Here is a 14,011-nt window from a genome sequence, read left to right as displayed (position 1 = left end):
ATGGCGGACGGCAACGGCGCCACGGCAGCGCAGGACGCGAACGACGGCGAGATCGTGCTTTCGGTGCGCGACGTCACCGTCGCCATCGACGACAAGCTCATCCTCGACAAGCTTTCGCTCGACATCAAACGCGGGGAAATCCTTGGCTTCGTCGGCGCCTCGGGCGCCGGCAAATCGGTGCTGCTGCGCACGATATTGGGACTGATGCCGAAGCAATCGGGGACGATCAGCCTGTTCGGCGTCGACGTCGACAAGGCAAGTGACGCCGACCGCCTGCGCATCGACATGCGGCTCGGCGTTCTTTTCCAGCACGGCGCGCTGTTTTCGGCGCTGACGGTGCTGGAAAACGTGCAGGTGCCGATGCGTGAATATCTCGATCTGCCGAAGGCGCTGATGGACGAACTCGCCATGCTCAAGATCGAGCTGGTCGGATTGCCGGCCGACGCCGCACAGAAATTTCCCTCCGAGCTGTCCGGCGGCATGATCAAGCGCGCGGCGCTCGCTCGCGCGCTTGCGCTCGATCCCGACATCGTCTTTCTCGATGAGCCGACCTCCGGCCTCGATCCGATCAGCGCGGCCGAGTTCGACGAGCTTGTCGTCAAGCTGCGCGACACGATGGATCTGACGGTCTACATGGTCACGCACGATCTCGACACGCTGTTCACTGCTTGCGACCACGTCGCCGTGCTCGGCAAGAAGCGGGTGCTGGTCGAAGGCACGATCGACGACATGCTGAAGAGCGAGGAGCCGTGGGTGAAATCCTATTTCCGCGGAAAACGCGCCCGGCAACTTGATCTTGCAGCGCGCGCATAGCCATAAGTGGGGCAATGGAAACAAGAGCCAACTACGTTATTGTCGGCATCTTCACGCTGGGTGCGATCCTGGCGGCCTTCGCCTTCGTCTATTGGACCGCGGCGATCGGCGACAGAGGCGAGACGGCAATGCTGCGCGTGCGCATTCCAGGCTCGGCCTCAGGCCTCGGCCGTGGCAGCTTCGTGCTGTTCAACGGCGTCAAGGTCGGTGACGTCAAACGGGTTTACATCGACGTCGACAATCCGACGGTGGCCATCGCCGATACCGAGATCGACCGCATGACGCCGATCACCAAGTCGACACAGGCCGATATCGGCCTGGCCGGCTTGACCGGCCAAGCCAATATCGAACTCCGCGGCGCCGACCCCAAGGAAGTGAAGCTGCTCGACGAGGCGGAGAAGGAGGGCAGGATCCCCGAGATAACCGCCAATCCGTCGGCGGTCACCAACCTTCTGCAGACGGCGCAGAACATCTTCACCCGCGCCGACAAGGTGCTGAGCGAGCTCGAAGGCTTCACCAAGGACGTTCGCGGCCCGCTGACGCAGACGGTCAAGAATGTCGAGACCTTCTCGGACGCGCTGGCCAAGAATTCCGACGGCATCGACAAGTTCTTGTCGGCGGTGAGCTCGCTTTCCGATCAGCTCAAGAACGTTTCGGGCCGGCTCGACAGCACGCTGAAGGCCGCCGAAGGCCTGCTCAATTCCGTCGATAAGGATCAGATCAAGAGCATTGTGGCCAATGTCGACACGGTGACGGCGAACCTGAAGGAAACCTCGAAGCAGTTCGATACCGTCATCGGTAACGTCAACACGGCGGTCGGCTCGATCAACGATTTCGCCAAGCAGACGCAAGGGACGTTGGCCAAGGTCAACGGCGTGCTGGACGGCATCGACCCGAATGACGTCCGCGCCGCGCTCGCCAATATCCAGAAGGCGAGCGACAGCGCCAACAAGGCGGCCGCCGACATAGCCAAGGTCACCGACAAGATCGCCAGCCGCTCCGACGACATCAACGATACGATCAGGAATGCCCGCCAGCTTGCGCAGCGTCTCAACGACGCTTCGGTGCGCGTCGACGGCATCCTCGAAAAGGTCGACAATCTCCTCGGCTCCGGTGAGGCCAACGGTGTGATGGCCGACGCCAGGGCGACATTGAAATCCTTCAAGCAGGTGGCCGACACGCTGAATTCCCGCCTCGGCACCATCGTCGACAACCTGTCGCGCTTCTCCGGCCAGGGCCTGCAGAACGTCGAGGCGCTGGTGCAGGACAGCCGCCGCTCGATCAACCGCATCGAGGAAGCGGTGACCGACCTCAGCCGAAATCCGCAACGGATACTGACGGGCGGCGAGGGAGAGGTTCGTCAATTTGACGGCAGGGCGCGGCGTTGACTTCGTCCGCCGCGACCGCCAAGAACATAGATTGCAGCCATAAGTTGATCGTCAGATCCGGGGACAACGGGGATCGCGCGTGAAATCAGTGAGAGGGTTGAAGTCGGTTGCCGCCGCGGCGCTCGTGTTGACGCTCACCGGCTGCGCGGTACTGGGCGGCAGGCCGACGCCGCTCGACACATTTGAGCTATCCGCGCCGTCGGTCGACGTGCGTGCCCACAGCCGCCGCCAGATCCTGATCGCCCAGCCCTCGGCGCTCAAGGCGCTGGATAGCCAGAACATCGTCATCAGGCCTTCCGACCGATCGATCCAGTTCCTGAAAGGCGCGCAATGGGCGGACCGGCTGCCGCTTATCGTCCAGGCAAGGCTGGCCGAGACCTTTCAGCGCTCCGGCAGCTTTGCCGGCGTCGGTAAGCCGGGCGAGGGGCTGGCGATCGACTACCAGATCATCGTCGAGCTGCGCTCCTTCGACGTGCGCGTCGATGGCGGCGAGCATGCCGATGTCGACCTGTTCGTGCGCATCCTGAACGACCGCAACGGCGAGGTGCGCGCCTCGAAGAACTTCACCGCGAGCGCGCCGGTCTCCGGCAGTGGCAATGCGGCTTACGTCGGCGCGCTGGACAACGCCTTCGGCCAGGCGGCGAAGGATATCGTGCGCTGGACGGATTCGACGATCTGAGCGCCAGCCAAGCCGGCAATCGACATCATGGACATGAAAAAGGCGGGTCGAGACCCGCCTTTCTAGCTCCGATTCTGCTTGGCGGCGTCAGTGCAACCGGCCGCTGGCGTGGGCCAGCATGGTGTAGACCTTGCCCGTGTCGGACGTGAGGTAGGTCTGCGCCATGATGTTGTCGCGGTCGTTGCGCGACACATCCTTGAGCAGCTTCTCGAAATCCTCGCAGTAGCGGTCGACCGCGGCGCGGAATTCCGCCTCGGCCTGATACTTGCGGCGGATCTCGTCGAAAGTCTGCTGACCCTTGAGCGTGTAGAGGCGGCGCGTGAACACGTCGCGCTCGCCGCGCCGGTAGCGGTTCCAGAGCTCGATCGAGGCGTCATGGTCGATGGCCCGCGCAATGTCGACGGAGAGCGAGTTGAGCGACTCCATGACATGCAGCGGCGAGCGCTGGGCGGGCGTCGCGCGCGGCGCTTCCGCCGGCGCTGCCGGCCTCAGTTCTTCCTCGCGCGAGGCATTGGTCAAGAGATCGCGCACCCAGCCGCCCTGCGCAGGCTTGCCGTTCTCGCGGCGCGGGGCGTCGGCGGGACGTTCGAGGTCGAGCGTGCCGCGCAGCGTGGTCTCGGCAAGCGGCGCCTGCGGAGCGCGAGCCGTGGGTTGCGGCTGCGGGGGCGGACGGCGCAGCGGCGGCTCGGCGGCGCGGGCTGGTGCCTGCGGTGCAGGGCGCAGACCGCGCGGCTCGCCCTGTTCGCTGCTGCCGCTGCGGCCGGATTTCGCAACGATATCCGACAGTTCCTTGAGCGCGTTGATCTGCTCGGCGACGGCGCGGCGAATGGCCGAGGTCGATTCCTTGGCCTCTTCCGGCATCTCGATGACGCCCTTCTTCAGTTCGGCGCGGGTCAGGTCGAGCTCGCTCTTGATGGAGCCTGCGGTGCGGCGCATCTCCTCGGTCGCGTCGGCAAAGCGGCGCGTCGCCGAATCGATGACCTCGGCGATGGTCGTGCGGATCTTCTCCGCCGATTCCATCGTGCGGCCCTCCGCGGTCTGCATCGTCTGGCCGACAAGGCTCTCGAAGGAACGCATCACCTTCTCGAGGTCTTCCGACTTCTTGACCAGACCGACGGCGAGGTCTTCCAGCGAGGACTGACGCTCCAGCGTGTGCTCGAGATTGCTCTGCGCGGAGCTGAGCAGGTTGGAGGCGCTGGAGAGCAGCCGGCTGTGCTCGTCGAACTTGGTCGCGATCGAGGCCACCTCGCGCAGCGTCGCCGAGGACAGGTCGGTGAGCCGCGTCGTGTTGGAATCGACGAGGCGTGCCGAGCTGGCGAAGGTCTGGGCGGCCTTCTCCGTCGTCGCGGCGAAGCTCTGCGTGCTGCCCGAGAGCCGCTCCTCGACCTGGCCGAGGTTGACGGCAGCCTGCTCGATGAGCTGGCCGAGCTGCGCGCTGGAGGTCGTCATGCGGCCGATGAGATCGGCCACGCTGTCGGCAAGCGACGAGCGCGCGCCTTCGACGGCCGACAGGGTTTCGGCCGTGCGGCTGGCGAGCGCATTGACGAGGTTCGTGTTCTCGCTGCGCAGCTTCTCGGCCGCCCGTTCGGCGACCTCTTCCATGCTGCGCTGCAGTTCGGAGCCGCCCTGGGCGAAGCGCTCGACCAGCGGCTTGGCCGTCTCGTCGAGGATTTTCGCCATCTCGGCCGAACGCGCCGCGAGCATCGTGTTGAGCTCGCGGGTGTTGGCGCCGATCGTGCGCGCGGCCTCATTGGTGCTCTGGCCGATGTGCTGGCCGACCGCCGTGAAGGTCTCGGCGATCACATTGGCGCGCGAGATGAGCTGGGCCTCGGCAGCGGAAACCTGCTCGTCGAGCTTCTGGCCCATCGTCTCGGCCGTATAGGCGAGGCGGTTTTCCACGCTCGCGACCTGGTCTTCGACGCGGGAAGCGGCGGCCGCGGCGCTTGCGGCAAGCCGCTCGTCGGCGCCGGCCAGCGCCTGCTCGATCTCGCGGGCATGCACGGCGAGCTCCTGGCCGGTCTGGCGGGCGCGGTCGGCGACACGCTGCTCAGTGGCGGCGAAGGCGCCGACGATCGTGTCGGCATGCTCGCCGATGGTCGAGCTGGTCGAGGCAATGCGCGAGACCAAGCGGTTGTCGGCGTCGTCGAAGATGCGGCCGATTTCGCTGGCGCGGGCGGAAAGCGCTTCCGAACCCTCGGCAATGCGCGCCATCAGCTGCTGGTCGGCGCTGTCGAAGATACGGCCGAGATCGGTGGCGCGGGCGGCCAGCGCTTCGGCCGATTCGGTGATGCGCATCGAGAGCCGCTCGTCGGCGCCCTCGAAGTTGCGCAGGATGTCGCCGGCGCGGGCGGCCAGCGACTGCGCCGTCTCGACGGCGCGGGCAACCAGCTTCTGGTCGGCCGCGTCGAAGGTGTTGGCGATCTCGCCGGCGCGCGTCGCCAGTCTGTCGGCGGTTTCCTCTGCGCGGGCCATGAGCGCGTTGGACGCATCGTCCGCGCGCGCCATAAGCATGTTGGACGTGTCCTGGGCCCGTTCCTGCAGGCGGCGGTCGGCTGCCTCGAAGGCCTGGGCGATGTCCTCGGCCCTGGCAAGCAGCGCGGCGGAGGTCTGCTCGGCGCGCTCGGCGATCTTGCGATCGGCGTCGCTGAAAGCGGCGCCGGCCTGCTCATGCAGGGTGCTGGTGACTTCCATAACCTTGTCGCGCAGCGCACCCGCCACGAAGACCGCGGTCTTTTCCAGCACGCCACGGACATTGTCGACGCCGGTCGACAGCGCACGCTCCATGGTGCCGGCGCGCTCCTCGATGATACCGGTCTGCCGGCTGAAGGCCTGCTCGATCTTCTCGACGTCGGCGGCAATCGCCGCCGAGATGTCGCTGCTCCTGGCGGCGATCTGGTCGATATGCCCGGATACCGAACGGTCGACGTCCTTGCGCGCATCGGAGAGCTTGGCGAGATCGTCCTCCAGGGCGCGGGCCAGCATGTCGCGGCCTTCGGACAGCTTGCCGACATGACCGGCGATGACGTCGTCGATCTCTGACCGGCTTTCGGTCAGCTTCAGAAGATCGGCTTCAAGGGCGCGCTTGAGGATATCACGGCCTTCGGCGAGCTTTTCGACTTGGCCGGCGACCAGCCCGTCGATGCCGGCGCGGCTTTCGGCGAGCTTGGCGAGATCGGCCTCAAGGGCGCGCGTGAGAATGTCGCGGCCCTCGGCGAGCTTTTCCACCTGGCCGGCGACGAGGCCATCGATCGAGGCGCGGCTCTCCGCCAGCTTGGCAAGATCGGCTTCCAGCGCACGCTTGAGGATGTCGCGGCCTTCGGCGAGCTTCTCGACCTGGCCGGCGACCAGTCCGTCGATGCTGGCGCGGCTCTCGGCAAGCTTGGCGAGATCGTCCTCGAGCGCCTTGGACAGCGTCGCACGGTTCTGCGACAGCTGGTCGGCATGGGTCTGCATGAGGCCGCTGGCACTGGCCATGTCGGCCTCCAGCGCACGCGAAAGCTCAGCGCGGTGGTCGGTGATCTTCTGCGAATGATCGACGATCGCGCCCTGGATCGTGTTGAGGTCGGCTTCCAGCGCGCGCTTGAGGATGTCGCGGCCCTCGGCGAGCTTCTCGACCTGGCCGGCGACCAGCCCGTCGATGCTGGAGCGGCTCTCCGCCAGCTTGGCGAGATCGTCCTCCAGCGACCTCGACAGCACGGAACGGTCCTGAACGAGGCGGTTCTGATGGTCGGCGATGGCGCCCCTTACAGTCTGGAGGTCATCCTGCAAGGCCTTCGACAAGGTCGAGCGATCCTGCTCGAGCCTGTTCTGGTGATCGGCGATGGCGCCGCTGACGGCCTGCAGGTCGGCTTCGAGCGCTTTCGACAGCCGGGCGCGATCCTCCAGCACCTTGTCGGAGTGTCCCGCAATGGCACCCTTGATGGTGTTGAGGTCGGCTTCCAGCGCGCGCTTGAGGATGTCGCGGCCTTCGGCAAGCTTCTCGACCTGGCCGGCCACCAGGCCGTCGATCGAGGCACGGCTTTCGGCGAGCTTGGCGAGGTCGGCTTCCAGCGTCTGCGACAGCAGGCTGCGGTCCTCGGCGAGCTTGCCGGCATGGCTGTCGATCAGGCCGCGGATGCCGCCCAGATCGCTTTCGAGCGCGCGGCTGAGTTCGCCGCGGTCCTCGGCGAGCTTGGTCGAGTGGGTCTCGATCAACTGCCTGATGCCGATGATGTCGGTCTCGAGCGCCTTGGCGAGCGCGGCGCGGCCCTCGGCGATCTTCTCGACCTGCCCGACTACGAGGCCGTCGATCGAGGCGCGGCTGTCCTGCAACTTGCCGAGATCGGCTTCCAGGGCGCGCGCCAGGATGTTGCGGCCCTCGGCCAGCTTCCCGACATGGCCGGCGACCATTTCGTCAATCATCGCACGGGCTTGGACAAGTCTGCCGGAGTCTTCGTTCAACGCCTGGGTGAGCCGGTTGCGGCCTTCCTCGAGCTGCTCTAGATGGCTGCCCAGCGAGGCGTCGATGGCGGCGCGCGATTCATTGACTTTGCGCAAGTCTTCTTCCAGCGCGCGCGAGATCAGGCCGCGGCCTTCGGCCAGCTTCTGCACCTGGTCGGTCACGGCCGCATCGATCGCGGCGCGGCCCTCGGCGAATTTCGCCAGGTCCTCCTGCATGGCGGCGGCCATGCGTTCGCGGCTCTCGGAAAGGGCGCGGCTGTGGTTCTCGACGGCTTCCTCGATGCCGACACGGGCATCGGCCAGCCGCTGGATGTCGGCGTCGAAGGAGCGCGACACCACATGCCGGGCCGCTTCCATGCGGCCGGCGAAGTCGGTGGCGCGGGCTTCGAGCATCGAGGACGTCGATGAGATGATGTCGGCCATATCGGCGCCGATCTGGGTCTTGCCCTGATCGATCATCGCCGACAGCGTGTCCTTGCTCTCGGCGAAAGCGTGGGCGATTTCCTTCGCGCGCTCCACCATCGTCTCGTTGATCTGGCGGGCGCGCGCCTCGAGGGCGGCGTTGAGTTTCTGCGTGCCCGTGTCGAGCGCCTCGGCGCGGGTCTGGAACTCGCTGATCAGCGCCTGGCCGCGTTCGGCCAGCGTGCGTTCGATGCCGCTGAGGCTCGCTTCGAATTCCGAACTCAGCGTGCGCGCCGCGCCGCCGAGCAGCGAGACCATGCCATGGGTGCGGTCGTCGAGCAGGTCGGCCAGCGAGCGGGTCAGGCCGTCCGTGGTGTCGGTCAGCTTTGCGATACGGGTGTCGAGCAGGCTGGCGAAAGCCTCGCCGGAGGTCGAAAGACGGTCGGTGATGCTGTCCAGGCGCGATTCGACCGAATCGAAAATCGACGTCGAGCTTTCATTGATGCGATCGATCAGCGTGTCGCCGGAATTGTTGATCGTCATCGACAGCTTGGTCGAGGCGTTGAGGATCGAGTCGCGGATGATGTCGCTGGCCGCGCCGATCTCGTCGCGCAGCGTCTCGTGCGCGCTGGCAATGGAGGCACGCACGCGCTCGGCGTGGGTGACCACCGCCTCGCGCTCGCTGCCGAGACCATCGACCAGCGAACGGATGCGGGCTTCGTTCTCGGAATAGGAGCGTTCGAGCTGGCTGACTTCGCCGTGGACAAGCGTTTCGAGCTCGACGGCGCGGGCCAGGGTGCGCTCGATGCCTTCGCCCATGGCCGCCACCTCGCGGCGAACGGCCTGGCCGATCATCATGACGCGGTCCTGGGCGAGGTTTTCCGGCTCCGCCAGGCGGAAGGCGACTTCGGTCATGGATTGCGCGGCGATGCGCATTTCCTGCGCGCGCCGAATCATGGCCGCGAACGCCCAGAACAGGATGACCGGAACGATCGCGGCGACCGCCAGGCCGATCAGTTCGGGGCGGGCGAAGAACTGGTCGAAGGTGCGGATATTCCAGATGCCGGGGCCGAACAAGAGATTGGCCAGGCCGCCGGCGCCGGCGATCCAGGCCAGTGAGATGAAGGCGATCACCCAGTAGACGGTGCTCGAGGCACGCCGGTTGAGACTGTGCAGAAGCGTCTTGTAGTCCTTCTGGCGGTCGTCATTGGCGGGCGTGAAGCCCGCGGGAGGCGTAAAGCCGGACGACTGTCCGTTGCGCGGCTCGACGGGGCGCAATTCAGCCGGCTTCGCCGCGGGTGCCCTAGGAGGCTGGGGGGCGGGCTGAGGGTTGTTTGCCGGCTCGGCTCTCTGGCTGCGGCCCTCGCGCGCCAGCTCGTCGGCTGCCGCCGAGATCTGCGCCTCGAGGTCCTCCATCGACGCCGCCATATCGAGGCCGCCTTCGTCGCCGGCAAGGTCAAGGTCAAGCGCCTTTTCCAATTCCGCGGCTACGTCATTCTCGAGAGACTTGGTCGTGGTTGGTTTCTTAGCCATGCCTTCGCTACCCTGTACTAGCTGCCGCGGGACTTATGATTGTGGCCTGATTCTGGCCCGATTCTGGCTTGTCTATCCCGAGCAGGAGGCTGAAAAATGGACCTTCGTATCGTAATGACACACGGGGGTAAAGAAAACATGCATTCCGGGCGATACGTAAAACTTTAAATATAAGGTTAACGGAAGCGTGATCCGGTACGCCTCCGTGACAACATGTTTCCCCTGCAGTCGTTAACCCGTTGGCGACCGGAGTCGCCTATTTTCGTGGGCCCGTCTGCCCGCTTGATGGAGTTGTAGTGCGTATGCGTGGCGAAACTGGTATCGCGTTTTCCATGCCGGGGGGAGATGCCTCCGGAACGGTCGGAGCCCGACCTGTGGATCTCGGTCATCTGGCACGTCAGACAATGGGCGACCGCGACCTCGAACGGGAGGTGCTGGCGCTGTTCGTACATCAGTCGCTTACCGTCCGCGACCAGATCGCCGACGCCGACGCCCGGCAGCGGGTGCTTCTGGCGCATGGCTTGAAGGGCTCGGCGCGCGGCATCGGCGCCTTTGCGGTCGCCGAATGCGCGGCGATCATCGAAAAGCAGCCTGAAGACCTGCGGGCGCTCAAGAGGCTCGGCACGCTGATCGAGGAAGTGCGCGATTTCATCGCCGGCATCAGCCGCTAGCATTATCTTTTTGAAAAACGTCATTTCGTGGCGCTTTCGCGCCGCAGTTGACTTGTCCGGCGGAGTGATTATCTCGGCTGCGACTCCTCAGGTGACTTAATGACCAAGCTGACGTACATCGCCCATGACGGGACCCAATTTGACGTGGACGCCGAAAACGGCTCGACCGTGATGGAAAACGCGATCCGCAACGCCGTGCCCGGCATCGAAGCCGAATGCGGCGGCGCCTGCGCCTGCGCGACCTGCCATGTCTATGTCGACGAGGCCTGGACGGCCGAGGTCGGCGAGCCGGAGGCGATGGAAGAGGATATGCTGGACTTCGCCTATGACGTCCGGCCGAATTCGCGCCTCTCCTGCCAGATCAAGGTGCGCGACGCGCTCGACGGGTTGGTCGTGCGCGTGCCCGAGCGCCAAGGCTGAGGTGCGCCGATATTCAGGTGATGCCGGCCTGCAAATGGCGGTTTCCTGCGCTTCCGGTGCTCACGTACTTTAAGTACGCTCCGCTCCGGTTCTCGGAACCCGCATTTTCGACTCGGCCTGACCTGAATCTCGACACACCTTAGGTCGCTTCTCAACATTCTTTCATGCTGGCTGCTTGGCAGCAGGCGATAGCTCATGCAGTCTCGCTCATTCCCAAAAGAGGGCGCAGCGCATGACCGAGACCTTTAAGACGGACGTTCTCATTGTCGGGGCAGGGCCGGTCGGGCTGTTCGCCGTGTTCGAGCTCGGCCTGCTCGACATGAAATGCCACCTCATTGACATTCTCGACCGTCCCGGCGGGCAATGCGCCGAACTCTATCCGGAAAAGCCGATCTACGACATTCCGGGCTGGCCCACGATCTCGGCCCAGGGTCTCGTCGACAAGTTGATGGAGCAGATCCACCCGTTCAAGCCTGAGTTCACCTTCAACCGCATGGTCTCGAGCCTTGAAAAGCTGGAGGACGGCAGTTTCCGCGTCGCCACCGACGAAGGCGAGCTGTTCGAAGCCAAGGTGGTGGTGATCGCCGCCGGCGGCGGCTCGTTCCAGCCCAAGCGCCCGCCCATCCCGGGCATCGAGGAGTACGAAGGCAGGAGCGTCTTCTATTCCGTCCGGCGCATGGAGGATTTTCGCGGGCACGACCTCGTCATCGTCGGCGGCGGCGATTCGGCGCTCGACTGGACGCTCAACCTGCAGCCGATCGCCAAAAGCGTGACGCTGGTCCATCGCCGCCCGGAATTCCGGGCCGCGCCCGACAGCGTCAACAAGATGTATGCCATGCAGGAGATGAAGCAGCTCGAATTCCTGGTCGGCCAGGTCAGCGCCCTTGCCGGCGCCGACGGCAAGCTTGCGTCGGCGACCATCAAGGGCGGCCCGGATGGCGACGTCGAGGTGCCGTGCACCCGTATGCTGCCATTCTTCGGCCTCACCATGAAACTCGGGCCGATCGCCGAATGGGGCCTCAACCTTCACGAGAACCTGATCCCGGTGGATACGGAGAAGTTCCAGACGTCGATCCCTGGCATCTTTGCCGTCGGCGACATCAACTGGTATCCGGGCAAGCTGAAGCTGATCCTGTCAGGCTTCCATGAGGTGGCGCTGATGGCGCAGGCCGCCAAGCGCATCGTCAGCCCGGGCGAGCGGATCGTCTTCCAGTACACGACCTCGTCGACCAGCCTGCAGAAGAAGCTCGGCGTCCACGACTGAAAAAGTCATTCCGCGAGCACGGGCGCCGCGTTCTCGTCGTGGCCGCGCAGTTCCTTTTCGGGCATCAGGGCCAGCGTGATCAGGGCCAGCACAAGCATGATGCCGGCGGTGAGGAAGATCATCACGAACGGCATTGCCGATGTCAGCTGGATATGCGTCTGAGAGCCTTCGGCGGCCAGGGGCAGGCCGAAGCCGAGCGCAACGGCGCCGAGCATGGCGACGCCCAGCGCCCCGCCCAGCGTGCGCAGGAAGGTCAGCACGCCCGTCGCGACGCCGAGATGCGCGCGGTCGACCGCGTTCTGGACGGAGACGGTGCTGACCGGAAAGGTCGTGCCGCTGCCCAGGCCGATCAACGTGGTCAGGATTTCGACTTCGAGCAGCGAGGCGTGTCCCGCAATGGCACTGAGCAGGCCTATGCACAGGATTGCCAGGCTGATGCCGATCAGGGCGATGCGCTTGTAGTGGACGAAGCGTGGGATCATGCGGCCGCTGAAGGCCGCGCCGGCAACCGTGCCGAGCAGGAGGCCGAGCATCGCCGTGCCGGATTCGCTCACCGAAAGCCCGACGACCGACTGCAGGTAGACCGGCAGGTAGACTGAAGCACCGATATTCGCGGCCTGCAGCAGGAACATCGACAATGTGCCGGCGAGCACGATCGGGTTGCCCAACACTTCGAGTGAGACCAACGGCTCCGCCGCTCTCAGCAGCCTCAGCGCGAAGAAGAACCAGAACACGGCAGAGCAAGCCACCAGTCCGAGGATCTCCGACGAGAACCAGGGATAGGTGCTGCCGCCCCAACTGAGCGCCAGAAGCAGCAGCGCGGTGGCGATGACCAGGAGCACCGCCCCCAACCCGTCGATGCGGTGATGCTTGGCCGCGATCGGCAGCTTCTTCAGCGGGTTGTTGACGATAGCCATGGCCAGGAAGCCGATCGGTAGGTTGATCCAGAAGATCAATGACCAGTGCAGGTGTTCGGCAAAGACGCCGCCGAGCAGCGGACCGGCGACGCTGGCCACCGCCCAGGTGCCGGAGATCCAGGCCGCGTAGCGGGCGCGCTCGCGCGGCGGCACGAGATCGCCGATGACCGTCTGGGCCAGCGCGAAGAGACCGCCGCCGCCGGCGCCCTGGATGGCGCGGCCGATGACCAGCACCAGCATGTTGGGAGCGAGCGCGCTGACCAGCGAGCCGAGCAGAAAAATAAGGATGCCCGCATGGATGACCGGCCTGCGTCCATAGACATCGGAAACCTTCCCGTAGAGCGGCGCCACCGCCGTCGCCGTCAAAAGATAGCCGGTGACGATCCATGGCAGATATTCGGCATGGCCGAGCGCGCGCGCGATCGTCGGCAGGGCGGGAGCAACGATGGTCTGGTCAAGCGCCGCCAGAAGCATCGACAACAGTACGCCGCCGATGATGGTATTCTTCTCGCTCTCGCTCATCAGCGGCGAGGCTTTCGGCGCCATCGCCTGGTTTTCGACGGTCTGATCCATGCGTCATTCTTTCAAAGGCTGATGCTTGGCGCGCCAAGACGGCTCTGGCCGGTCGCGCCTGTCATTTCTCATCGTGGATGGCGGCTCAAGTGTTTCGAGCCCGCTATATGTCGTTCGATATAGGCCGATTTCGACCGCCCTTCGAAAGTTTTTCCCGGTCTGGCACCATGCTTGGGCGAAATTGGCCCCGGATCCGGCTTGCCTCAGGTCAAGGCGGCGGCAGTTGTCCGGCTTCGACGCGCTCCATCCGGTAGCGCATCAGTCGGAGGATGCGGCTTTCGAAATTGGCGCCCTCGACGCGGTCGAAGCGCACCTGGTCCTGATCGTGCCTGGCGAGCTCGGCTGCCTGAACAGCGGCGGCCCTGACCTTTGCCGCCTCGCAGGTCTTCTGCGGGGGAACGGCTTTCAGCGCATCCTCGAGCAGGCGCGCATGGTTCTTGGCGATCTCGACATGGCGCTCCTCGTGCCGCTTGATGTCGGCCGAGAGCGCGTCCCAGAACAGCCTGACGGTGGGATCGGATTTGCGCGGGCGCCGCCATTCGGGGAGGATCACCTTGACCTTCACGGTGACGGCCGCGTCGGCGATGCGGCAGGATCCTGCGCTCTGCGCGTAGCTGATGCGGGTGGTGAAGGCCATCTGCGTGGCACCCGGGTGCCGCGAGCCGGTGCTCTTCACCTCGGGGCCGTTTTTCGAGAGCTGGTTCTGGATATCGTCGAGCGTGCGGCCGCCGATGCTGAAATAGCTATAGGTCTTCACCAGATTGGCCGCGCCCGCCGGCAGGGCGGTGAGCGAGAGCATCAGGGCGCAGAGCAGGGAACGGTTCATCATATTGCCTCTTCACGCACCTTGCTTTAGGGCCGTCGCCAGCGCAACGAAATTGATTTCGCGCGGATCACGCATGGTTGATGGA

9 protein-coding genes are annotated in these 14,011 nt (G+C 65.2%); 6 read left to right on the top strand and 3 right to left on the bottom strand.

Going from position 1 to position 14,011, the window contains the following annotated elements; all coding sequences use genetic code 11:
• The 3 genes from P9273_RS10615 to P9273_RS10605 all read left to right on the top strand — a co-directional run bounded on the left by P9273_RS10615 (position 1) and on the right by P9273_RS10605 (position 2,880).
• A complete protein-coding gene (locus tag P9273_RS10615) occupies positions 1 to 813 on the top strand; it encodes an ABC transporter ATP-binding protein (protein ID WP_278048855.1) in 813 nt (270 codons plus the stop codon).
• A gap of 14 nt (positions 814 to 827) precedes the next feature.
• A complete protein-coding gene (locus P9273_RS10610) occupies positions 828 to 2,201 on the top strand; it encodes an MlaD family protein (protein ID WP_278048854.1) in 1,374 nt (457 codons plus the stop codon).
• 88 nt (positions 2,202 to 2,289) lie between these two features.
• On the top strand, positions 2,290 to 2,880 hold the full coding sequence (locus P9273_RS10605; RefSeq protein WP_278049034.1) for an ABC-type transport auxiliary lipoprotein family protein: 591 nt from the start codon (positions 2,290 to 2,292) through the stop codon (positions 2,878 to 2,880).
• Between the two features lie 87 nt (positions 2,881 to 2,967).
• Here P9273_RS10605 and P9273_RS10600 read toward each other — a convergent pair whose 3' ends face one another.
• Positions 2,968 to 9,255, bottom strand: coding sequence for a kinesin (locus P9273_RS10600; RefSeq protein ID WP_278048853.1), 6,288 nt, complete (start codon positions 9,253 to 9,255; stop codon positions 2,968 to 2,970).
• A 302-nt stretch (positions 9,256 to 9,557) separates the two neighbouring features.
• Between P9273_RS10600 and P9273_RS10595 the strand changes: the two genes are divergently transcribed.
• From P9273_RS10595 to P9273_RS10585, 3 genes are all read left to right on the top strand, one after another.
• Positions 9,558 to 9,926 (top strand): Hpt domain-containing protein, encoded by a 369-nt coding sequence (locus P9273_RS10595; protein ID WP_040995189.1) that lies wholly within the window; start codon positions 9,558 to 9,560, stop codon positions 9,924 to 9,926.
• A gap of 99 nt (positions 9,927 to 10,025) precedes the next feature.
• Positions 10,026 to 10,346 carry a 2Fe-2S iron-sulfur cluster-binding protein gene (locus tag P9273_RS10590; protein WP_040995186.1) on the top strand — a complete coding sequence of 107 codons (321 nt, stop codon included), beginning with the start codon at positions 10,026 to 10,028 and terminating at the stop codon, positions 10,344 to 10,346.
• A gap of 232 nt (positions 10,347 to 10,578) precedes the next feature.
• On the top strand, positions 10,579 to 11,610 hold the full coding sequence (locus P9273_RS10585) for an NAD(P)/FAD-dependent oxidoreductase (protein WP_278048852.1): 1,032 nt from the start codon (positions 10,579 to 10,581) through the stop codon (positions 11,608 to 11,610).
• A 5-nt stretch (positions 11,611 to 11,615) separates the two neighbouring features.
• Here P9273_RS10585 and P9273_RS10580 read toward each other — a convergent pair whose 3' ends face one another.
• Complete coding sequence (locus P9273_RS10580; protein WP_278048851.1) at positions 11,616 to 13,100, bottom strand: MDR family MFS transporter; 1,485 nt, start codon at positions 13,098 to 13,100, stop codon at positions 11,616 to 11,618.
• Positions 13,101 to 13,308: 208 nt separating this feature from the next.
• On the bottom strand, positions 13,309 to 13,929 hold the full coding sequence (locus P9273_RS10575; RefSeq protein WP_082045052.1) for a DUF922 domain-containing Zn-dependent protease: 621 nt from the start codon (positions 13,927 to 13,929) through the stop codon (positions 13,309 to 13,311).
• Positions 13,930 to 14,011: the final 82 nt, after the last annotated feature.

The organism is Mesorhizobium sp. WSM4935, assembly GCF_029625735.1.
Classification (GTDB): domain Bacteria; phylum Pseudomonadota; class Alphaproteobacteria; order Rhizobiales; family Rhizobiaceae; genus Mesorhizobium.
The sequence above is the reverse complement of the archived record's forward strand: the minus strand, read 5'-3'. Positions and strand labels throughout refer to the sequence as shown.